Source organism: Pseudomonas fildesensis (assembly GCF_001050345.1).
Taxonomy (GTDB): Bacteria; Pseudomonadota; Gammaproteobacteria; order Pseudomonadales; family Pseudomonadaceae; genus Aquipseudomonas; species Aquipseudomonas fildesensis.
This window is the reverse complement of record NZ_LFMW01000039.1, coordinates 1-22,798: the sequence shown is the minus strand read 5'-3', so window position 1 is coordinate 22,798 and position 22,798 is coordinate 1. Positions and strand designations below refer to the sequence as shown.

At 55.7% G+C, this 22,798-nt stretch carries 19 protein-coding genes and 1 pseudogene; 3 read left to right on the top strand and 17 right to left on the bottom strand.

Annotation, left to right across the window (positions count from 1 at the left end):
- Positions 1 to 372 precede the first annotated feature (372 nt).
- Positions 373 to 1,353, bottom strand: coding sequence for a sugar-binding transcriptional regulator (locus ACR52_RS27395; protein ID WP_048731323.1), 981 nt, complete (start codon positions 1,351 to 1,353; stop codon positions 373 to 375).
- A gap of 63 nt (positions 1,354 to 1,416) precedes the next feature.
- Positions 1,417 to 1,878, bottom strand: a complete 462-nt coding sequence (rpiB, locus tag ACR52_RS27390) for a ribose 5-phosphate isomerase B (protein WP_048731322.1) — start codon at positions 1,876 to 1,878, stop codon at positions 1,417 to 1,419.
- Positions 1,879 to 2,165: 287 nt separating this feature from the next.
- Here rpiB and ACR52_RS27385 point away from each other — a divergent pair, with 287 nt between their 5' ends.
- The 3 genes and pseudogenes from ACR52_RS27385 to ACR52_RS30715 all read left to right on the top strand — a co-directional run.
- On the top strand, positions 2,166 to 3,653 hold the full coding sequence (locus ACR52_RS27385) for a sugar ABC transporter ATP-binding protein (RefSeq protein ID WP_048731321.1): 1,488 nt from the start codon (positions 2,166 to 2,168) through the stop codon (positions 3,651 to 3,653).
- Positions 3,650 to 4,627 carry an ABC transporter permease gene (locus ACR52_RS27380; protein ID WP_048731320.1) on the top strand — a complete coding sequence of 326 codons (978 nt, stop codon included), beginning with the start codon at positions 3,650 to 3,652 and terminating at the stop codon, positions 4,625 to 4,627. Before ACR52_RS27385 ends, ACR52_RS27380 begins: the two co-directional genes overlap by 4 nt.
- 37 nt (positions 4,628 to 4,664) lie before the next feature.
- Positions 4,665 to 4,817 (top strand): annotated as a pseudogene (locus tag ACR52_RS30715) (substrate-binding domain-containing protein); the annotation flags it as partial.
- A gap of 229 nt (positions 4,818 to 5,046) precedes the next feature.
- Here the strand turns inward: ACR52_RS30715 and ACR52_RS31950 are convergent.
- The 15 genes from ACR52_RS31950 to ACR52_RS27305 all read right to left on the bottom strand — a co-directional run bounded on the left by ACR52_RS31950 (position 5,047) and on the right by ACR52_RS27305 (position 22,767).
- Positions 5,047 to 5,223: a gp19.5 family protein gene (locus tag ACR52_RS31950; protein ID WP_408003359.1), complete on the bottom strand. Its 177-nt coding sequence runs from the start codon at positions 5,221 to 5,223 to the stop codon at positions 5,047 to 5,049.
- A 232-nt stretch (positions 5,224 to 5,455) separates the two neighbouring features.
- On the bottom strand, positions 5,456 to 7,150 hold the full coding sequence (gene terL, locus ACR52_RS27370; protein WP_236692215.1) for a phage terminase large subunit: 1,695 nt from the start codon (positions 7,148 to 7,150) through the stop codon (positions 5,456 to 5,458).
- Positions 7,151 to 7,284: 134 nt separating this feature from the next.
- Positions 7,285 to 7,737, bottom strand: coding sequence for a hypothetical protein (locus tag ACR52_RS32030; protein ID WP_048731315.1), 453 nt, complete (start codon positions 7,735 to 7,737; stop codon positions 7,285 to 7,287).
- 12 nt (positions 7,738 to 7,749) lie between these two features.
- Positions 7,750 to 8,007 carry a DNA packaging protein gene (locus tag ACR52_RS27360; RefSeq protein ID WP_048731313.1) on the bottom strand — a complete coding sequence of 86 codons (258 nt, stop codon included), beginning with the start codon at positions 8,005 to 8,007 and terminating at the stop codon, positions 7,750 to 7,752.
- On the bottom strand, positions 8,007 to 8,207 hold the full coding sequence (locus ACR52_RS27355) for a phage holin family protein (RefSeq protein ID WP_048731312.1): 201 nt from the start codon (positions 8,205 to 8,207) through the stop codon (positions 8,007 to 8,009). Before ACR52_RS27355 ends, ACR52_RS27360 begins: the two co-directional genes overlap by 1 nt.
- A gap of 9 nt (positions 8,208 to 8,216) precedes the next feature.
- Complete coding sequence (locus ACR52_RS28950; RefSeq protein ID WP_053221265.1) at positions 8,217 to 9,944, bottom strand: phage tail fiber domain-containing protein; 1,728 nt, start codon at positions 9,942 to 9,944, stop codon at positions 8,217 to 8,219.
- 87 nt (positions 9,945 to 10,031) lie between these two features.
- The gene (locus ACR52_RS27345) at positions 10,032 to 14,003 is read right to left on the bottom strand and encodes a transglycosylase SLT domain-containing protein (protein WP_048731310.1); all 3,972 of its coding nucleotides are present in this window, start codon (positions 14,001 to 14,003) and stop codon (positions 10,032 to 10,034) included.
- 20 nt (positions 14,004 to 14,023) lie between these two features.
- Positions 14,024 to 16,228 (bottom strand): hypothetical protein, encoded by a 2,205-nt coding sequence (locus ACR52_RS27340; RefSeq protein WP_048731309.1) that lies wholly within the window; start codon positions 16,226 to 16,228, stop codon positions 14,024 to 14,026.
- Entirely contained in the window at positions 16,228 to 16,794 is a 567-nt protein-coding gene (locus ACR52_RS27335) for a virion core protein, T7 gp14 family (RefSeq protein WP_048731307.1), read from the bottom strand. The genes ACR52_RS27340 and ACR52_RS27335 overlap by 1 nt, the downstream gene beginning before the upstream one ends.
- Positions 16,795 to 16,806: 12 nt before the next feature.
- Positions 16,807 to 17,244: a phage protein Gp13 family protein gene (locus ACR52_RS27330; RefSeq protein WP_048731306.1), complete on the bottom strand. Its 438-nt coding sequence runs from the start codon at positions 17,242 to 17,244 to the stop codon at positions 16,807 to 16,809.
- Between the two features lie 25 nt (positions 17,245 to 17,269).
- Complete coding sequence (locus tag ACR52_RS27325) at positions 17,270 to 19,654, bottom strand: phage nozzle protein (RefSeq protein ID WP_048731303.1); 2,385 nt, start codon at positions 19,652 to 19,654, stop codon at positions 17,270 to 17,272.
- A complete protein-coding gene (locus ACR52_RS31940) occupies positions 19,655 to 20,020 on the bottom strand; it encodes an endonuclease VII domain-containing protein (RefSeq protein ID WP_082143264.1) in 366 nt (121 codons plus the stop codon).
- A gap of 24 nt (positions 20,021 to 20,044) precedes the next feature.
- Positions 20,045 to 20,623, bottom strand: coding sequence for a tail tubular protein A (locus ACR52_RS27315; protein ID WP_048731302.1), 579 nt, complete (start codon positions 20,621 to 20,623; stop codon positions 20,045 to 20,047).
- Between the two features lie 86 nt (positions 20,624 to 20,709).
- Complete coding sequence (locus tag ACR52_RS27310; protein ID WP_048731300.1) at positions 20,710 to 21,744, bottom strand: major capsid protein; 1,035 nt, start codon at positions 21,742 to 21,744, stop codon at positions 20,710 to 20,712.
- Positions 21,745 to 21,846: 102 nt separating this feature from the next.
- Positions 21,847 to 22,767, bottom strand: coding sequence for a capsid assembly protein (locus ACR52_RS27305; protein WP_201779007.1), 921 nt, complete (start codon positions 22,765 to 22,767; stop codon positions 21,847 to 21,849).
- Positions 22,768 to 22,798 lie beyond the last annotated feature (31 nt).

Genomic DNA, 22,798 nt, shown 5'->3' with positions numbered 1-22,798 from the left:
TGCCGGACACGGCAATGTGCGATCAGGGGACCGAGACAAGACTAGCAGTCGGAATACGGGGTGCTTCAGCGGGAACAGCGGCAGCAGATGTCTTGGGGAAAGACGACTGGGAGGCTCCGAGAGGGTGTTCATGCAAATCCTGCAATAACAAAAGGACTTGAATCGTACAGTCGAAATACAAATTTCCTACAACGCAAAACTATTACAAAATCTGTGCAAACCAACACACTGATCGTTCCCACGCTCCGCGTGGGAGCGCCTCTTTGGACACTCTGCGTCCCGGACTAAACCCTGTCGCCAGGGTGACACAGAGCGTCAAGGGCAGCATTCCCACGCGGAGCGTGGGAACGATCAATTTTGACCTGCGTCGTGTCAGGACTTACGCGTCGCATCATCCAACGCCAAAATCGTATGCGCATTAGTCACCGTCGTCGCCAACGTATTGATCACCCCGGACCGCAACGCGCCCAGCGTAGCCGCCGCCTTGGTGTTCTCGCTGGCAATCGCCACCACGTCCGGAATCCGGAACAACTCCTGCACCGTCAACCCGATCACCCGCCCCTGAATGGCGTTGACCGTCGGCTGGCCGTGAATATCGATAAAGTCATAACCCATCATGTCGCCCACTGTGCCGGACAACCGCGCCTGGGCAATTTCCTGGGGTGAGAACCAGCCCATACGCACCATGTTGCTGTTTTCGCTCATGTCGCCGATGCCGATCAACGCGATGTCCGCCCGTCGCGCGCGATCCAGGGTCGAACGCACCGTGTCGTTATTGATCAGCACGCCGCGCAGTTCCGGGTTGGCCACCAGGGCCGGGGCATACAGGCTTTCACTCTCGCCGCCGAAGCGCAGGGCCAGGCGGCGGCAAATATGGTCGGGGTTCATGTATTCGCCAGCCTTGAGCGAGCCGCCAATCGCACAGACAAATGTGCAATTGCGCGTCACCGGCAGGAATACGTTATCGGCCACCGCGCCAACGTTACGACCCATGCCCACCGCGACAATCATGCCGTCGCTGAGGGTTTTATTCAGGTAGTTGGCTACCAGGCTGGCGACGGCCGAGCGCTGGGTGTCGGGATCACTGTGGTCGACGGCGATCAAGGCGCGGTCGAGCTTGAAACGCTCCACCAACGCCTGCTCCAGCTCATTGTTCATCGCCGGGTGCTGCAACACACGCACCTCGACAATCCCTTCATCCCGCGCACGTTTGAGCAGGCGGCTGACTTTTGCCCGCGACAGGTCGAAGCGTTTGGCGATGGCTTCCTGAGTGACGTTCTCGAGGTAATAGAGCATCGCCACTTCGGTCATCTGATCGATATCGCTGGCCATGCGCTGGGTACTGTCACTCATGGGGACGGGCTTCCGTTTCGGCGTCAAAGGCGCATTCTCCCGACTCTTGCCCCGTCCCGTCCACTACTGATGCCCATCACGCTCAATCGCATTAATGCGCTCGACCTTGGCCCCGGAACGCGCCGCCTCGAACTCGGATGCCAGGAATGAGGTGACGATGCTTTTAGCCAGCTCGGCGCCGATCACCCGCGCACCGATGGACAGGATTTGCGCATCGTTGCTCTTGCGCGCCCGCTCCGCCGAATAGGTGTCATGGGCCTGTGCCGCACGAATGCCCAGTACCTTGTTCGCCGAAATTGCCATGCCGATCCCTGTGCCGCACACCAGCACGCCCAGCCTTTGTTGCCCGGCGTTGATCGCATTGGCCACCGCCAACGCGATGTCCGGATACAGCACCGGCGCAGTGGAATGGGTGCCGAAGTCCGTCACCGGATGCCCCAGCGCCTCGATATGGCGCTTTAAAAGCTCCTTGAGCTCAAAACCCGCTTCATCGCATCCGATAGCTACCGGAAAAAGTGTGTTCATGGCGTCTGGCTCCGCTGCCGTGATCGTACTTATGGCTGATCATATGATCATTAAGTGAAATTTCTCTCAGTCATTTCTCGGACATCAAGCCCCTTATGTCAAGCGAGTTTTAACTGACCTCCCAGTCAAACCCCTTTAAAAACGCCATATTCACGCTATACATGAGAATCACATCTTTTCAGTGAAAGAGATTGACTGATCAGAATTTCATTTGGTAAACATATGATCACAGCGAAACATGCATGACTGTGTGACCTAATAAGAATTCACAGCACGAGGACACGCCGATGGCCACGCCATTACTGCTCCAGGCTGAACACGTCGCCAAGGCTTACGCCGGGATCCCTGCCCTGCGTGACGGGCGCCTCTCTCTGCGGGCCGGCAGCGTCCACGCCCTGTGCGGTGGCAACGGAGCAGGCAAGTCGACTTTCCTGAGCATCCTGATGGGCATCACCCAGCGTGATGCGGGCACTATCCTGCTCAACGGCTCACCCGTGCAGTTCAACCGCCCGAGTGAAGCCCTGACTTCGGGGATCGCGATGATCACTCAGGAGCTGGAACCCATTCCCTATATGACCGTCGCCGAAAACATCTGGCTGGGCCGCGAACCAAGGCATGCCGGCTGCATCGTCGACAACAAGGCCTTGAACCGCCGTACCCGCGAGCTGCTGGAAAGCCTGGAGTTCGACGTCGACGCCACCTGCCTCATGCACCGCCTGAGCGTGGCGCAGATCCAACTGGTGGAAATCGCCAAGGCGTTCAGCCATGACTGCCAGGTGATGATCATGGACGAACCCACCTCGGCCATCGGCGAGCGCGAGGCGCAAACCCTGTTCAAGGCCATTCGCCGCCTCACCGCGCGTGGCGCCGGCATCGTCTATGTGTCTCATCGTTTGAGCGAACTGGCGCAGATCGCCGATGACTACAGCATCTTCCGCGACGGCGCCTTTGTGGAAAGCGGGCGCATGGCCGATATCGATCGCGACCATTTGGTACGCGGCATCGTCGGCCAGGAGCTGACGCGCATCGACCACAAGGTCGGTCGCGAATGCGCCGCCCAGACCTGCCTGCAGGTCGATAACCTGAGTCGCAACGGCGAGTTCCACGACATCAGCCTGCAACTGCGCCAGGGCGAAATCCTCGGCATCTATGGCCTGATGGGTTCGGGGCGCAGTGAATTCCTCAACTGTATCTACGGGCTGACGGTGGCGGATTCCGGCAGTGTCACCCTGCAAGGCAAACCGATGCCGATCGGCCTGCCCAAGGCGACCATCAATGCCGGCGTGTCGCTGGTCACCGAAGACCGCAAGGACAGCGGCCTGGTGCTCACCGGCAGCATTCTTTCGAACATTGCGCTATCGGCCTACAAACGCCTGTCGAGTTGGTCGCTGATCAATGCGCGCAAGGAAACCCAATTGGCCCAGGACATGGTCAAGCGCCTGCAAATCAAGACCACGTCCCTGGAACTGCCGGTGGCATCCATGAGCGGCGGCAACCAACAGAAAGTGGTGCTCGCCAAGTGCCTGTCGACCGAGCCGGTGTGCCTTTTGTGCGATGAACCCACCCGCGGCATCGACGAAGGCGCCAAGCAGGAGATCTACCACCTGCTCGACCAGTTCGTACGTGCCGGAGGTGCCGCCATCGTGGTGTCGTCGGAAGCGCCGGAACTGCTGCACCTGAGCGATCGCATCGCCGTATTCAAGGGCGGCCGGCTGGTAACCATCAGCACCGATACCGCCCTTTCCCAGGAAGCCTTGTTGAGTCTTGCCTCATGAATGCCAAAACCATCGCCGCACCGATTACTGCCGCGCCGCGCAATCGCCTGCGCTTGTCCCTCGACCGCTTCGGCCTGCCGCTGGTGTTTATTCTGCTGTGCGTGGTGATGGCGTTCTCCAGCGAATACTTCATGACCTGGCGCAACTGGATGGACATCCTGCGCCAGACCTCCATCAACGGCATCCTTGCCGTGGGCATGACCTACGTGATCCTGACCAAGGGCATCGACCTGTCGGTGGGCTCGATCCTGGCCTTTGCCGGGCTGTGCAGCGCCATGGTTGCAACCCAGGGCTATGGCTTGCTGGCTGCGGTGAGTGCCGGGATGTTCGCTGGGGCGATGCTCGGCGTGGTCAACGGCTTTATGGTCGCCAACCTGTCGATCCCGCCGTTCGTGGCCACCCTCGGCATGCTCAGCATTGCGCGGGGCATGACGTTCATCCTCAACGACGGCAGCCCGATCACCGACCTGCCCGACGCCTACCTGGCCTTGGGCATCGGCAAGATCGGCCCGATTGGCGTGCCGATCATCATCTTCGCGGTGGTTGCGCTGATCTTCTGGATGGTGCTGCGCTACACCACTTACGGCCGCTATGTGTACGCGGTGGGCGGTAATGAAAAGAGCGCGCGCACCTCCGGGATCGGCGTGCGCAAGGTGATGTTTTCGGTGTACGTGGTCTCGGGCCTGCTCGCCGGGTTGGCCGGTGTGGTGTTGTCGGCACGCACCACCTCGGCCCTGCCCCAGGCCGGGGTTTCCTATGAGTTGGATGCGATTGCCGCCGTGGTGATCGGCGGCACCAGCCTGTCGGGCGGCACCGGCAGCATTGTCGGCACGCTGTTTGGTGCGCTGTTGATCGGGGTGATCAACAACGGGCTGAACCTGCTCGGCGTCTCCTCGTATTACCAGCAGGTCGCCAAGGGCCTGATCATCGTGTTTGCAGTACTGATCGACGTGTGGCGCAAGAAAAAACGCTAGAGAACGACCCACTACAACAATAACCGGAGTTCCCCTCATGAAACTTGGTACAACCTTGGCCGCCGTGGCGGCCCTCTCCCTGCTCGCCAGCAGTATCGCCCTCGCCGCCGATGGCAAGACCTACAAGGTCGGCGCCGCCGTCTACGGCCTCAAGGGCCAGTTCATGCAGAACTGCAAGAACTCTTTACGAACCCAATAGAATCAGTGGCTTAGCGGCTCTCTTAGTACAAACTTGACACAGCCCAGCGGGCCCAAACGACCAACTTACAGAGGCGCATGGACGCACGTTAAGGACCCCAGGCGCACCCATGCGGTAAGGCTCAGGCGCGAGAGGGGCCACGGGGGGAACTGGTGGCGTAGAACAGTTGAGGTGGTCATTCAGATTTTTCTGTCAGATTCTCAAAGGGACCATCAAGAGGTCATTCAGCACACCCGCCAGTCACTATAACGCAGACCACGTTACCGAGGCTTTCCACTAATGGCCCTCCTTTAGTAAGTCCGAGAGTCACCAAGAGCAACGCAAGGAATTTGTAAGTAGCCCGGTGCTTCGCCAGGGCCTTAACGACAGCCACAAAGGTCTGCCAGCGAGTAGTCATTACTGTGATCATGCTTCAGCCTCCTTTGAGCTGTTAATAGAGAAGGTGGTAAGGATGGTGATAGCCACCACCCAAACAGGAGGTCTCAGAGAGGTCTCAGAGGTATCTCTAAGAGAGAGTAACTTTAAGCCTCCCTATGGTTATAGTGGGTGCTTTTGGAGCCCTTGCAGGACGTGGCCTGTAGCCCTGGCAAAAGCTGAAAAATAAGGGACCCGAAGGCCCCTTTAAGTAGTCACCACCCCATGTAATTGGTGGTCGTTCCGTCTTCCTCGTACTGCATCATCACGTCACCAATCATCATTTGTCGGTGATCCTCGAAGCCCACAAGCGGGTCTTCCATGTGCTGCATTAGGTACTCTTCAAGCATCTCCGAAGCTCCCACCTCAGAATCCTTCTCCATGGAATCAGTGAAGAATTGAACGCCGATTGCCAGGGCATCAAGTCGGTCATCATGGGCCAGTGAGCCCCTATCTTTCGTGATTCTCGAAAGCTGATAGAAACCGCTGTACTTGATGTCAGTCGTGCCGTCGATGTTCAAGGCAGTCTCATAGTCCCGCGTAATGACATCCTCTGAGACCACCAGCTTGTGGCTACCCAGTACAGGCTCCAACACGTCACAGATGCGTAGCTCTTTCTGGCCCTTAGACTTCACCTCAGTGACCGCGCAACGGTGCGTACGGGTCATCACAGGGCTGAACAGCTTCACGTACATACCATCACCGAAGTTGCCTTCAATGATCACCTCGTTCACCTTGAAGCGCTTACCGATGTCTGCCAGAGCCTGCAAGGTCTTGTCATCGTAGCCACCACGGAATCCGCCCCAGTCCATCAGGAAGATATAGCCGTTGAGCATGTAGAGGACCGCATAGCCGGTCTCATCCTTACCGCGACCGCTTGGGTCGATCACAAGGATCTTCGCGGAGTACGGTGCGGACGCTTGGCCTACTGTCTCGTAGCGGTGGAACCGATCACCTTTAAGGCCCACATTAGGAAGGCCCTTGGCCTCGTTGTTACCGTTAGGCAACCACTGCAAGGTCGTAGGGGCTGTATCGAGGCTGAAGCGGCCCACGATGAAGTCACGCAGTTTCAGCGGGTACTTTTCGGCATCGCTTAGGTTCGGGTTGAGCATGAACTGAAGCGCAAAGCCACCCTTCCCGTATGACAGCTCACGCTCACGCAAGTCAGTGTCATCAAAGCGCACAGGGTCTGTAGGTTTCCAGTAAAGGGTCCCGTCAGCTTCCAGCTCGTTAGCGATCATTGGCGCCAAACGATGGCCGTAGCTCTCCCGGTCCTTCTGGTCTTTCGGATATCTCGCAGGCCAGATAGTGGTCACATAGCCACGGTTTTCCAGCTCACGATAAAGAGTCATCTCAGTCTGAGGCGTGCCCAGGTAGATGATGGTGGATGCTTCACCCGGCTTCAGGATCGCATCGAATTCCTTCACGAGTTCGCCCAGGTGATCCCGTGCGGACTGTGTAGCGGAGTTGTTCGGGACCTCAACGTCATCCGCGATAAGAATGTCAGCGCGGGACCCCGCCAGTTGGCCGGTGATGCCTACAGACTTTACAGAGGGCGAGTGGTCGGGCTTGGCCGGTCCCACATCGAAGCTCAGGGAGCTATCCCGTTGGCCGGGTCCTGTCTTCAGTTCAGCAAGGAACGGAAGCAGGTCGATGATTCGCTTGATGAAGATGGAGTTGGCGTCTGCCCGTTCCTTCGAGGCCGACACAATGAGGAACTTCAGCTGTGGGTTGTTCCACAACTTCCAGACCACAAAGGCGCACGTAATGAAGGACTTGCCGATGCCTCGGAAGGCTTGCAGGATGAACCTTCGCTGCTTTCCATCGCTGAGGGTTCGTGCCATGTCTATCTGGCACTTGGTGGGCTTAGGGAGGTTTAGAGCGCGCCACAGGACAAACAAAAAGGCCACAAAGGACCTTTTCAGTAACGCTATGTCCTGCTCGCCAGTGCGAACAGTTCGGGTCACTCGGGATCACCCGGCCACTTCACTTGCTTAGCTTGATCTCTTTTCTTGTCGCGGTACTCCTTCAAATTAATGACCATTTACTTTCTCCTTTGCAGTTCTTTAACTACTCCTTGCAGGCCCGCTACTTGGGCGTCACATCGTTGGGCTTGCTCGATAAGGAATCGAGAAGTGTCTGTGTGTAGCTCGGCGTAACCATTAGGGACGGGTCTACCTGAACTTGTGACTGAACGCACAGTGGCATCGCCAAGTTTGACGAGCAGGCTGATATTGTCATTACGCAACCTATCAATAGTCCTCTGAGCCACTTTCGGCTGTTCAGATAAATACGTCTGCCATTGCTTCGAGATGTCAGCCAAAGTCTTTTGAGATTGCTCACGTTCTTCCCCCTGTTTCTGCCTGTAGACTAAAGCTGTCTCAGCGGCCTCCTTAAGGTGTTTCTGGTCAGAGTCGTGATAGCCTTTGAAGTAAATCCCAAGGGCTATCAGACAGGCACACAGAAGCCCCAAGAGACCCTTGGTAAGGGTTGTCATGGTTATGGCTCCTTAGTGCTGAGTTGCTGGACCGTATAGTTCTTCGTCGGTCAGCTCAGGGACCTCGTTAAGCGCAGCCGCCAAGTCACCCAAGAGGGACGCATCAGGTTGCAACTTAGCGATGGTGAACTTGTGACGGTCAAGATACTTGCCGATGGCGTTGTAAAGCTGAGGGGTTCGTAGCTCGGGATTCTTTAGGTCCCGCAAAAGATTCTTACCGGTCTCGGTGTCGATTGCCTCAAGTAGTTGTTCGAGAATAGATTGCGACATTAAACCTCCTGTTTTGTTTGGACCCCCTTCACAGTCTTGTAGACCAAGACGGCGCATTGAGTGAGCGAATAGATAATGGCCGCTGCATAGAACCAGTCGGACATCGTTAAACCAGCAAAACGGCTTGCTACATCAGCACCAGCCGCAGCAACAACAGGAGTGGCGCGAACCACCCCCTCGTTAAAATTAAGTTCGAGCATTGAGCCTCCTTATGGTGTGTACGGAACTCGCTTGAATCCGTAGAAGTTGGCAAACCCGGAGTTGGGCCCGAACGATACGAACTGAAGCACTCGGCGCTGAGCCGTATTGGTGTCACGGAACGCCATCAGGACATAGCTATTAGGCGAGTGGGTCACGTACATCTGAGTGTTGACCGGCATGTTAGCCAGCTCTCGCAGCCCCTGAACGCTCGTATAGACGCCAGCGGTGCCTTGGTACAGCCCACCGAAGGACTCGTAGTTCCACGCATCGTCTGTCAAGGTGATGGTGGTCCCGTTGCCAACTGCCCCTGTTGCAAGCTGTACGAGTTGCAAGCGGTGAGGTGCATCGAAGGCCCGCAGATTAGAGCGCAGGGAGCGATCCTTGTACGCCGTAGAGTAGATATCGCCGTCACCAAGCAGGGAGTTACCTGTGGCAAACACAACACCTTCAACCCCTGCGAGGGTGCCGCCCGTTGTGATGCGGATGGTCGCACCGGGAGAACCCGGCATAGCGTACGCAGGCGCTAACATAATCTGACCCAGTGGGTCCGAATAGATCACCGCACGGGTTGAAGCCGGTCCGTGAAACCACAAGTGGGCATTGGCATTCTCAGATGCGGCATACGACCTGAACGAACCTGAGCGGGAAAGGACATCAGCACCTGCGTCCACGCTGTTGCCAGTGATCAAGTGGCCCTCTGTAGAGTACGTCACGCGGACGCGACCACGGAGGTCATCAATCAGTCGAACAGCACCATCAGCACTATGCACCATACGGACCACATAGGGCGTGGCCGGGTCTTGAAGGTCCTCCTTACGCAGCGTTACGCCATAAGACCCGCCAACCTGAAGTGCGTCCTTGAACTTCGGAACACCTCCAGTCACGTTAATGAGAGTCCCCATGAACTCGTTTGCGTTACCCAGCTTGTCAGCTTCGGTCTTTGCCCGGTCAGCTTCGGTCTTCGCACGCACAGAGTTCGTATACGACTGCTGGTTGTTGACCAGAGCTTGCTGGTTACTGGTCTCGGACTTAACAGCAGACGCGGCGGACGCATCGGCCCACTGCTTGGAAGTGTCGCGCGCGCCCTCAGAGTTCTTCTGAGCATTCTCAGCCAGTTGGCGGTTCTCGATGGTCCGTTGCAGGTTCGTATACGACTGCTGGTTATTGGTCAGCGATTGTCGATTCTGCTCCGTTGCCTGGGCCGCCTGAGTTATTGCGGTGTTCGCCTGAGTCTCAGCCCGGTTCGCTTGGTTCAATGCGGACTCAGCCCATCGGCGGGTTTGGCCCATGCTCACGGCATCACCATCGAGAACGCCATCACCAACGTTTACTATCCGCCGCCCCCGTGCATCGAGGTCTCCATCGTTGTTCACGCCAATGGTGTCAGCAGTCAAATCACGGGCTTCCTCAGCGATATGCAGAGATTGAACCTGTGAAGTGTTCAAGTCGTAAGCCCGAAGAATCGAACCATCCGCAAAGTCCACGAGGCGTTCAGTTGCCGAAGTCACCCGGCGAAGCTCTATGCTCGTGAAGAGGTCTCCAGGACCCCACGCCTTTGTGGTTGTGATAGTTGTTCGAGCGGTAAAGCGATAGTCCGAGTTCAGAGTAAGCACCTGCCGGGTTTTCCCAATAAGGGTCACGACGACAAACTTACGAGCCAAATACTCGAACGGAATAGGGAAGTCTCTTTGCGCACCATTAAGTGGGTACGTAAGGACTGTCTTTGGAGCGGCCATTAAGTCCTCCTTGTGAGTTATGAATTTGAGAAAGCAGACTCGTGGTGACATCTGCTTATAGTGGGGGCTTTTGCGGGAGGCGCTTTCTTAACGAATCTCTACGCCCTGCCCTTCCATCATCATGAGCAAGAGCTTTTGAGACACAGGGTCATTCGGCACGAGGCCGCGAAGGCCGTTGAACACACCTGTCATGTACTCCTGATCAGCTCGACGGGAGTCAGTACCAAGGGCGCCAAGGGCACTGTCCGTAACCTGCCACGCGCTGCCCACAGTTCCCATTGCGGGAATCTGTTCGGCAACCCGACCGAGCAGACCAGTGATTTGGTCAGACTTCAGTGGCGAATACTTCATGGCACCTTGCGGGCGTTGCTCTTTAGGACCCCGTGGGAGGATCGAAGAACGTACAGCCGCCGCCTGATCGAACCCCAAAGGTGCCGCTACGATGTTCACCAAACCCAAGGGAGCCCCAATGTGTGAGCTACGGGACAAAGCCGCATAGGCCAACATCTTGGGGTCCAGGGATTGCTGTAGGAACTTCTCACGCTGGTCTTTGGGCATGCCTGCTGCTTGGCTGTACTTCATTGCCACGTAGGTAGACATAGCGAGGCCCGTCGAGATAACCGCTTGCATGGTCTGATCAATGGCCCGACCGTTCTTGGTGGCCTCATAGAAACCCCGGATAAGCCTTCCATTCACAGAGCGCAGTACGAACTTCTTGAACTGCATAGCCATGCCGACACCCGCCCCATGCGCCACGGTGTCAGCGTTCGAGAGCGTATGGGGTCTAAGGATTGTTTCGTTGGCAATCTTGTCGCCCATACGCCACATGGTCATCGAGGCTGGGTCACGCTGGAGCGCCGCCCGATCCTTGATCTTGTAACGCCCCTTCGCGTCCACCACCATGTGCTTATTGATCATGGCTTTGATTTCCGCGAACTGCTTAGGGCTGATTGACATCCCGTGGAGCCTTTGCGGCGTGAAGAGGCTTGACTTTCGCCCTGCCAATACGTGATCCACCAAATCCGAAAGAACACCTGAACGTCCAGCATCTGCGATGTAGTTAGAGGACTCTGTTAGGAACTTGGTGAACGGACTCCAAGCTGAGAGTTCCTGTGTGGCGTACTTAGCCGTACCTACGACCTGAGCAAGCAAGGGGTTGGTGTCGGCCTGATCCCGCATGCGCTGCACGATGTCCATACGGCTTGGCCGGATTGAGTTATCCAGTTCACGCCCAAAGACCATTGAGTGCATATCCTTGAGGTCCTTAGCGCTGATCTTAGAGCCCCACTGGGTCATCTCACGGAGCAGCGGTACGCCCTTCAGTAGCATATGGGTGTGCCCCTTCGTGACCATACCGGCCACCTCTGTTACAGACTGGACGCCCATGTAGGCATTCTTTGCAATAAAGCTCATGTCCATCAGAGTTCTTGCAGAAGTCGCAAGGGCGCCTTCGGGACTCATACGGGCCTGCTGCGTGAGTATCTTTATGGATTCGCCCAGTGCGGCCCTTTCGGCCTTAGTTCCCGAAGTGACCTTTGCGATGTCTTTAAGAAGCTCTTCGGTTGAACGTCCGGTAGCCGCCATGATGCCCACGTCACCATTCATGCGGCGGTTGTAACTGGCAGTGAGCGGGATCAGGTCGAAGACACGCAGGTCATTCACTGAAAAGGTTCCGCCATCCGACATCGGTATGATCATGTCGGAATCAAAGAGGTGACGCCCTTCAAGGAAGTTGTTAGTGGCCGATGCTGACGATAGCCCCTGTGAGTCACCCAATAGATTCGAGGCATTGAGGTCATCGCTTTGCGCGACACCGAAAGCTTTATCGTTGGCGTACTTCTGGACCGCCGCTTCCAACTGGATATCATCCAGCGTCTTACCGGCTTTCGATGCCTGATCTTGCATTAGCTTATCGACACGGGCCTTGACGTGTGGGCGGCTCTTGTACGAAACCAACCAGCTATTGGCAATCGCCTTCTGCAAACCCTCCACACCGCCAAACCGAAGTGCATGCAGCGACTTCAGTGCAGCGTCATAGACGTTGGGGATGTAAGAGCCTGCATGTCGTGTCTCAGGGAGAATAGAGCGAGCATTCGGATTGCCAAATTGCTGTGGGAACTCCGCAATGTCAGCTTTGTGGTCGTAGTGACCGCGTACCGTCTCGCCGTATTCCTGCTCCTTCTTACTGAGCTGTGACCACTTTTGGCCGGTCTGATCTTCGATAGCCTCGCCAACACGGCGATCCACATTCGCCATAGCAAGTTGACGACCACCAAAAGCCATGGCGTGCTGGGGGTCCTTTACAGCCTCAACGAGCTGCTCGGACATCTTATTCAGAGTTACATGATCCTGCGCCCCAAGACGCTCCACGACATCCGAAGCCACCGCCCCGAACTTACCATTAGAACCTGACTGCATTCCCGTAGGTGACCTGAAGAGATTCACACCAATGGCACGCACTTCGCCACTCTCGGAGCGCAATAAGGTCAAGCCAATCTCAGTAAAACCGCCCATCCGTACACCCATGGCGGCTCTCTCAGGGACGCTATCCGGCATAACCTCCATGGCGTCCTGAAGCGTCTTAGGGTTCAGCGGATTGTCAGCAGACAGGATTGAACCGTCCTGCAAGCGCACAGCCCCAGGCTCGTTAGGATGGTCAACATAGCTCACCCCAAAGGCTTCCTTGGGTTCCTCACCGGCCAACCATGGGAAACGTGAAGGGTCGTCCTGGCCCAACTGGCGAGCTGTCTCACGGGCCTCCAAGCGAATGCTCGGACCAGCGAAGTCGTTCAGGTCAGCATCGGGAACATCTACGCGGGGAGCCTCATGCGGTGCAGCCCTCAGCGCCTTATCAAACAGAGCTGTAGCCCCGGCACCGAACAATGCACCACCCACGAGAGCTGTCCCGTAGTGCCCCTCAATGCCCGTGATGTTTTCACGTAGACCCTCAGAGGCCACAGCAGCGGCGCCCGAGTACATCGCACCTTGAGCAACCCGAGAGATGAGACGCATACCAGTTGTCCCTGGAATAGGCGTGTAGGTCAGAGGGTCCAGACCGGCCCCAGCAAACCCACCGACAATCTGAGCGCCTGTCCCAGCGTTACCAATGCGCTGCTCATAGGCCATGTTCTCCTTTGCCATCGCAATGGCGTTCGGAAGGTTGGCCCTTTTGCCCTTGGCGTAGTCCTGCACGAAGCTGAAGTATTGAGGGTCCACACCCTCCTTGCGGATCATGTCGTAATCGTCAGCAGTCCACTGAGAGTTATCACTTGGGTTCACCCAGTCCAGCGGGTCATGGTCCTCCTGAGTGGCGTACCGAAACAGAGAGGCCAGTGGTGAGGTTGCCAGGGAGGCTGCTGTGGCATCGCCTGTACCCTCGAAGGTGCCCTTTGCGGGCTTCCCAATGTGGTTCTCAAGGGTGATGAAGTCTTGTTGAGTCTGAGGGGCTGTGCCCCCTTCAAGATTCATATTGCCCAACTGAGGGAGGTCCTGACCCACACGAACCTTAGAGCCTGCCGTCACACCCCGAGTAGCATCCTCAAAGCTGACGGCTTGGGCCTTTGGGTTGATGCCGGGATTGGTCACTCCTTGGGCATCGAACCATTGGCGGGAAGGCGAATCACCGGACACGTCCAGCAGCTTGCGCATGTAGTTCTGACCCTCGGGACTGATCTTGGTGAAGTCACCTTGATCCAGTGCGGCCAACTGAGGGGAGCCCAAACGGCCCTGGCCTTGGTTGTATGCCAAAGCTGCCTTCAGCAAGTCACCCTGATAGGCGCCTTTGAGGTCCTTGAGGTGACGGGCAATCGCAGGGACTGCCTTCTGTGGGTCCATACGGTCTTCAGGGGTCATAAGGCCGTAAGCCTTACCGGTCAACTCTGTGAACTGTCCAAGACCCAATGGGCCCGTGCGGGACTTGGCGACGGTGTTAAAGCTCGACTCGTTGTAGATGAGCTTGTGCATGAACTCATACGGGATTTCGTTGCGGTCAGCTTCTTGTCGAATCAGGGCGTCATAGGGTGTCCCCTTGGTCTTCACGGATTCATAGTCGTCACTCATAGAGGTCTCCTTTATTTAGGTCATTGTTTGCGGGCACCTCCGAGGATGTACCGGTCATGTAGCTCTTGATCTTTCTGAGCAGACTTCACGTTCTTGTCGAAGGCCGCTTGCTTCTGTTGTGCAGCACGATCCCGCGCAAGGTTGCCAAGAGCGTCCTTACTGATTCGGAGTTGGCGCCCGGTGAGGGACTGGATGATGATGATGCCTTGGGCAGCAGTGACGGTTAGGCCACCCGCTCCCCAGTCGGCGTCTTTACGAAGGTTCTGCATGGTTTCGTCGATGATCGACTTACCGGTTTCCCAGGAGGTGACATCGTTCACGTCCGTCATCAGGTCCCGCTTACTGACCATCCCGTGAAAGCTGTTAGAGCTAAAGGTGCCCTTGTCTTCAGTGAACGACACAGCAGTTTTCTTCAGATACTCCGAGACCGCACTTGCTGCCTCGTTGGAGTCACCAGACCTCAAAGTCACCGCGTCGAACACCTGACGGGCTTGGCTCTCGAACTGTCCAGGGATGAACTTGAGTTCCTTGTAGCCGCTGTCGTTCTTGACCGAAGACCACTGTTCATCGCGAAACTTGGACTCGTCCTTGCTGAGCCCCTTCTTGGACTTCTCGGCGTCTATCAGTATCTGTGGATCAATCCCCGACTCCGCTGAATACCGAAGTTTCTCAAGGAGGCCCGCTTGATCCGGGAAGAGCTGGGCGATGGTTGCGGGGTCCTGCTGATAGGCCGCTTGAAGCTCCTTTAGTCGTGGCATGTCCTCAGTGGGCTCAGGGTTGAGCAAGGCGCCCTGCCATTCCCGAGAGGCATCCGTTAAGAGGGTCTTGAAGTTCTCTTGAAACGGGCCCTTGTCGTAGTCAGCTCGAAGCAAAGCGGCCTTCATTGCGGACTTGCTCTCTTCAGGGATAGACATAGCGTTGATCTGATTCAGCTTGTTGGCTGCATAGGTCGCCATGTCGCTCTCTTTGAATTCCCCAGTGTTGGCGTTAACTGGAAGAAACTTAGGGGATACAGCTACGTTCTCCTGGCTCATGCGGCGGGTGTACGCGTCATCAATGACTGCCTGCCGGTTGTCTGCCTGGGCCGCTTGTTGAAGCTTCAAGAGACCCATTTGTGAGTCCTGGGCGACTTTGGCAATCATCTGTTTCTTTGCGTCGATTAGCTTCTGTCGCTGGGGCGTCATCTGCTCGCCGGTCTGAATCCAGTCGTTCCCCTGTTCAAGCTTGTTGAGGGCCTGCCAGCCAGCGGCGGGGTCTGCTTGATGGACAGCGTTGGCAAGGCCCAGCTCGAACTCTTCGTTACGCTTTGAGTTTCGCGTGTAGGTGGACGTAGCGGCCTTCATCTTCAGGTTGTCCATCATCTCAGGGCCCAACAAGTCCGCGACTCTACGTTGTCCCCCGTAGACGTTAATCGTCTTGTCCCCAAGGTTGTCCAGCAGCGTCACACCGCCGTCTTTCTCCACAGCCGCTGAGGCAACTCGTTGAAGCGCCTGAACCGCATGGCCGTCACTTGGGAACACGCCGGTCTTCAAGTTGTTGTTGAAGTAGCTCGCAAAGTGGTCAGCGCTTGCAGGGTTCCCCAGGATATTAGGGTCATCCAACATCGGCTGTAGGTCAGCTTGGGTCTCAAGGACCGCCTGGGTCTCAAGGTTCTTTGAGAGGAACTGTGAGTGCAGGTCGTAAACGGCAGCGTTTCGCTGAGTGATGTCTGAGTTGAAACCCTGTTGGTACATGGAGTCATTAGGATCAATGCCCGCCATCTCCGCATAGTTCTTAGATTTCTGTTCCATGCGGGTCTGACGCCACTCGTCCAGCTCCTTGCGGGTTCGGAAAGATCCCTTTTGGATTTCTGTCTGGACCTCATTGTCCACCTCGTAGGCAGCATTACGGCCCGACTTGAGGCGCAGTTGCTGCATTGCATCCGGGTCATCTGCATAGAGCAAAGTCCCCTCCCCGATTGCTTGTCGGCGCTGCTCAGGGGTTAGCTTGCGGATAATCTCGTTAGAGCGCTCATCTGCCTGGGCCTTACGGTTCTGCTCGTATGCAGCGAATGTGTCACCACCTGCCTTGATGAAGTTCCGCATGGACTCCCCGAGGGAGTTATCAATAACGGGCTTTGCGATACGCGCCGCCTGATAGCCTGTACCAGACCCAGCGCGGAAGCCTTGACGGCCTCCTGTTGATTGGGCGGATTGGCCCAGTGCTTGTGCAATTTCATTAGCCATTACGCTGTCTTACCTCCCGTTGGTGTGGTTGAGGCGCCCTTACCGAACTTGCCACCAGATGCCGTGTAGGCACTGCCACCAGCCGATACGATATTCAGGGCGTTGGCGATGTTGTTCACCTTGTAGTTGTTACCGCCTGCACCACGTACAGCGGCCTTAGAGTTCTCAGAGCTGCCCACGCGATTCGCAAAGATGGCCTGATAGTCCCGCTCGTAGTTTTCAGTGATGTTCATCTTCTGCGCCGATGCATCGTTGGCTACAGAGTTCTTGATGCGGTCCATCGAGTTGCCTGCAAGACCAGACTCACCTACAGCAGCATTGATGGTCCCTTGGTTCCGAAGGGCCTGTAGGTTCACCTCTGTGAGCTGACGCCGGGCCTCATCGTGTTTGTCTACGGTCGCGAGCTTCTGATCGTTCTCCGCGAAGTTGGCTTGTTTCACGATTTCGTTTTGCGACTTGCGTTCGTTGTCTGTCATCTGGCCCTTAGCCTTAGCCCCTTCAGATGCACTCATTGCCGCACCGGCCACAGCGACAACCGCCAAACCGATGCTTACGGGTTCGCACATAGCGCCGCCCTCCTATAGCCAGAATTGTTTAAAGGCAAATCCGGCAGGTGACATAAAGATGCCCTCGTTGAAGGAGGCTCCCAGCTTTGTCAGCAAGCGGATGTGTGCGTGGTTGTCCACGGAAACCCAGTTGGTTTTAGGACTCGGTGAGCGCTGCTTGACCCGCTCAAGGTTTTGTTTGAGTAGACGGTAAAACTGAAAGCGTTCAGCTCGGGTCAGCATGTGAACCACGTTGGTAGTCACGAACCAGATACCTAAGTTTGTATGTCCGCCAACAGCCAGGACCAGGGAGCCCACAACGATTGCCTGGGCGTGTTCATCAATCGCTTCCGGTAGAACATCGCGGGGGTCTCTACCGGCTTTCATACAGTGAAACTCTTGAAGGTCCGAGGCGCATAGGTCCGCAGCAGCAGCCTTTAGGTGGGCCTCAGTAGCCTTAATCAATCGCATAGATTCCTCCTTGTCTGTTATCTCCTTACACGCCACTTGAACGGCGCATGTAATTGCCCTCCCAGCCGCACCCGATGATGTTCAGGGGGACCGGCGCATAGGACGAAAGGGTTACGCTTTGAACCTTGGCATTACCTGTCACCGGGAACTTGTACTGCCCAGTGCCCAGCGTGAGCCCGCCCAGTACCGCTTCAGTACCCACGCGACCGCCTGCCATCACGTACACAAACTGGGAAGACCCGTTATTCACGTTGATTTCAAAGGCACCCGAAGAGTCGTAATTGACCCATGCGCGGCGAAGCTGAAGACGCCCGATGTCCTCGGTATTGGTCGTACCGTCATCTGCTGTTTGCTTGATGAGGAACTTTGAGAACTCGTATTGAAAGCCGTACTCATGACCAACGATGAAAGTCGTGCCCATGCGATTCCCGACTAACTTAATGCGGTCGTCCACATTCCAGTTGTCCGAGGTGTGACGCTCTAAGACGCCCTGTGGGTCCAGGGTGTAGAACACTGAAAGGGGATCAGGAACACCGCCATAGATGTCACTCAGGCTCGCATAGGTCTCATTCAGGTCCTCGTCGTACCGCGTAGGTGTCATCAGCTTCTTCATGTCCATGTAGGCCCTATAAGGCTCCTGCATGTAGTCCACGGTGTCCGCTGTGAACTCGATGCGCTCCAGGCACATCCCGACACCTGCGCGCTCATTCAGCAGGTACATATACGAACCAATACAGTCAGCCGCCAGGACCCGGTTGGTAATACCGAATTCCCAATGTGACCACGACTGCTGTACCAGCTCTTCCTTGAGGTAGAGGAACTTGTAGATGTAGACCTTGTTTTCTTCGGAATCCGAAAGAACGGAAACGAAGTTCTCAGTGCCTGACCCGTGGATGTGATAGACCACGTTTTGCAGATAGCTTGGAACGTGCGAAGAGATGTCTTCTGCTGACTTAACATCGCTCACATCCTGCACCGCGTAGTAACGCTTGAGGCTCGTATAGGCCGCTCTCGGTGCAGCGAAGTAAACACCCCGCCCAATCCCAAAAGGCCGTGCCCCATCGCTCACATCGAACTCTGTGGTTAGGTCCAACTGGGCCGTCTTGGTCGACATGATCCCCTGAGAGGACAGAACGAACTGGGCCTGATCGGACCACAACAGCAACTGTTCGGAGAACGGTACGGCGTACTTTAGGATGCTCACCCGGTTGTGGCTGATAGCTACGTCAATAGGATCGTCGTCACTGAGGGAGCTGACAGACGCCGGGAAGAAGTTGAAATACTTCGAGGTCCTGGACATCACAACGTTTTCACCCGAGAGGAAACCTAAGCGATTCCTGAAGAAGAAGATGTCGTTAATGGTCGCCTCGACAAACGAGGGCATGGGGTTCGTCAAGTCGTCCCCACAGGTTCTGTCAGGCCACGTTAAAGCCTTCCAGTCAAACTGCCCGTCAGCCGCTCGGACCAGGGCATGAGGCATAGACGTTGGTTCAAACCCGCTAATGATCCCTGGCTTAACGGTCTCCTTCCAAACCTGCCCCGCTGAGTCATACCGCACCCAATAGTTATCCCCGGTACGTGATGCCTCCCCAGTGATTTCCACGAGGTATCCGTCAATGCACTGAGCGGGCAACTTGGCGAACGTCTGGACCTGATAGATGAACGAGTTAAGCAGTTGGTTTGCGTAGCCGTCCTCGGTCTTCACGGTCTTAATGTCGTTCCCAGCGGCTGTCACAATGATCCAACCTTGGCCCGCCTGTGCGGTGATCCCGCGAGAAGCGCCGTTAGTGTTGATCTGTGCGGCCATCTGAGTAGCGATGTAACCGGCATCCGTCTGCTCCACCTGGGGAGGCGTAGTCACCACAGAGTCACCTACGGGCATCTTCAGGATTGCCATCTGGACATCGTTGATGTGTACCTTCAGGGTTCGGCCGTATTGACCGCCTCTGACGTTGATTACACAGCGCCTCGTCATAGAACCGTAGTCGGCATGGGTCAGCGTGCTTTTCATTGCCGTCAGCTTGTTGCGGTTGGTAACGAACGTGTAGTCAGCGACGGTGATTAAGCGCAGGTCATTCCGTGGATGCTCACAGTTGGCATAACCGTTGTAGCCCCGGACGGTGTAGCGGTTCCCTTTGAGGTCCGCTACTTCCACGCCCTGCCCCGTAAACACCATAAAATACTGTTCGGATGCATCACGGTTCACGAGGTGGATTAGAGGCTTTGCACCAAACATACCCACTGGACCCAAGCGTTTCACAAAGGTGGTTGGGGGACGTTTCTGAAGACCTTCGGTTTCCGAGGACCACCCATTGATTTGAAGCTGGCCTTGGTTGCTGAAACGTAGGATGTCCGGTTGTTGCGATATACCTCCTTTAAGGTTCTTAACCGACTGGCTGACAAGTCCCATTTAGCCCTCCTGTAGATATGTGAGGGCGGAAGCTATTCGCGTAGGGCAGTCCCGCAACAGACCAATAGCCATATTGCACTTACTGCACAGGAGTCCGCGTATTTTCCCAGAGACGTGACAGTGGTCGATATAGAGTCTGCCGAAGCGGTTAGTTGACGCAGGTGATTCACATATTTTGCATAGGCCACCCTGCTTTTCGTTCAGTGCCTCGAACCCTTCCGCAGTGATTCCGTAAAGGCTTTTTAGCTGCTCGTTCCTCTTCCACGCTTTACCTTCTGGCGTACTCAGAAACTCTTTCTTTTTTGCGTGAGCGGCCTTTCTCGCCGCCTCTCTGTCTTCGATGTTTGCGTAACGCACAAATCCCATGTAGTGACCTCCTTGTTATTGGAATTAACGGGAGATTCGGCCACCAGTCCATGCGTCACCATCGAGCATGTTGTAGTTACCATAATCAAGTTCGTACTCCTGGCATTCAGCCCAGGCAGTTGCCTCCTGTTCCTGTAGAGAACCCTCAATCTCACCGGCCCCAAAGAACCGAATATTGAAGCGCCGGGAGGCCTTAGCGACGATGTAAGAGCGAAAACACTCAGGCATCTCTTGGTACTCCCGAAGGCGCACCAGGGAAACCGTAATGGGGTCTTTGAAAACATCAGTCTTTGTTGTGCGGTCGTATAGAAACCCACCGCGATTTGAATAGTTGCCTGTTGTGATCTTGAGGTAATCGCTTAGGTAGTTAATGAGCCCCGAGAAACTATCAGGGGTTAACGTAGCATCCTCTTCGATATTGAAAGCCCAGCCTTTAGATTGGACTTCACGATTTACTTGGTTGAGTAAACGACGACAGTTAGCCACATCGGCGTTCGGGTCCCCTTCAAGGGAACTAACAGGCGACTCACCAATAGCCGCAAGCATGTCATTAACTGCTGACAGCTCATCGTCGGACTCAATGAATGATTCGAGGCTTGCCATATGGCCCTCCTGAAGTTAATTGCAGGAAACAAAAAGCCCCTCTAACCCTTTAAGAAAACGGGATGAGGGGCTTTAAGTCGGGAGGGTTACTTAGTCTTTGGGATTGCACCGAAGACCAGAGCGCCCGCAGCTTCAGGACGCAGGCCGCCGTGGCCCATTGCGTAGCGACCAATGATCTGGTCAGCCTGGAATTCAGGACGGCGGGCACGTTCCAGAGCCATGTCCTTCAGCTTCACGGTGCCCACAGCAGAACGGTGATTGAAGAGAGCTACAACGTTATCCAGGGCAACCTGTACGTCACCGCCAGTAGTCGCCGGGAATGCATGTTTGCGGTTGGTGCCATCACGGTCATCACCCGCACCACCTTCAGTCAGGTGCGGCACTTCGATAATCTCGAAGCCCATAACGTTCTTGATGTTGCCGGTCTCAGGATCAGTCAGCGCCGAGAAGTTAGCAGCGTTAGGCAGCAGTGCGGCCAAGATAGCGCTGTAGTATTCAGGCTTGGTGTAGACCTTACGATCTTGAGCAGGAACGTAGTTGCGGGTCAGTTTCGCACGGGCAACGGTGAGAGCTTTCAGGATCGCTTTACCCAGCGTCTCGGAGTCATCTTCCAGAGCTTTCAGACCAATTGGCAGGACAGTCGCCGCGCCGAGGCCTTCAATGTTCTCGTTAGCAGCGGCTGGCAAGTTGCACAGCTTAGCCATCTCAGCCAGTACCGCGCCGTCCGCAGCGATAGCCAGGGCCTCACCCAGTTGCGCCGAATACTCAGCACCAACATCGTAGTGATTCATGGCGTTCTCAATATCGAAGATCAGAACGTCCGAAGCCAACAAGCCGTCGATAGTGATAACTTTCTCGGCATGTTTGATGTCGCCGCGCTTGTCATCCAGGTTTTCACCCGCTGCCAAGTAGTAACCAGCAGTACGGCCCATTACCGGGAACGAAGCGGACTTACCGTTTTGAATGGTACGAACCATATGCTTGTCCATGGTCACAGCTCGACGCATGAAAGCAGTCAGAACTTCACCACCGAAAACTTTTAGAAAGTTAGCCAGTTTGTCCGCATCAGTAACGCCTTTGCCTTGGTTCTTACCAATCTGTTGACCTTTTGCATTTGCCATGTATTAGTTCTCCTTATTCAGTTATCTCCGGGCGCAGAAAGGCCTTCAGACGGATGTCCGAAAGTATCTTTCTGTTATAGTGGGGGTTTTAAATCCGAGGTCTTACCAAGAGGCGGCAAGTACCTTATTGCGAACTTCCTGGGTGTATTTAGCATCACGCCCATAGCGCGAATCACCCATAGCTTTAACCATCTCTGTTTGAGACGAAAAGCCTTCAACTTGTTGAGCTGGGGCGCGACCCGCAGGTGCAGCATTGCGGCGATTCAAAGTTCGCTCAGGCTGCTTACCGAACTTCTTGGCCTGACTTGCCATGCCCAAGTTGATTACCGTTTGAACGGTATTCAGGTCCCGGCGCTCAATAGCGTCATACAGCGAGTCCATCGACTTCGGGGAGTTGGCCTTGAGGTGAGCCACAACGCGGTCGAACTGTTCCTTACCGCCTGCATACGCCACGATCTTGGAGACGTAGGCTTCTGCAACAGCTTCCTGACCCTTCATGAACGAGTTAACGAAGCCAGCCGAATAGCCAGCTTTAGCCAACTGCGCATACGAGTCTTCAGAGAGTTTGCCGTCAGCTTCATATTCTTCTTCGATACGGGCCGCTACGTCAGCAGGGAGACCTGCTTTGATGGCATGGGCGCGCATCTCATCGAAGCCCGTGGAATACTCTTCAAGCTGCTGAGAGGCTTCCGTCAGCTCTGCATCAGGATCACCGAGGGGCTCAAAGTCACCCTCCCCCTGTGCGCCCTCATCCCCTTCCGACTCATCGCCACTTTCGTCGCTCTCTTGTTCGCCGGATTCCTCACCCTCATCAGTGGACTCTTCGGTTTGCTCTTCAGAATCATCAGCAAGGTCAATCGAGGTGTCACCGTCACGGGTTGCCACGTCCAGGGCCAACATGTTCTGAGCGTGTTCAGCGGGATCGCTGGAAGACATCACAGCGCTATTAACGCCGAAGGACGCATAGACGTCAGCGGATTGGTAAACGTGGCCCACGGCCAGAGCCAGCATGTTGAATCGCATAGGGTCTCCTTATGTATTGTTGAGATGTTCT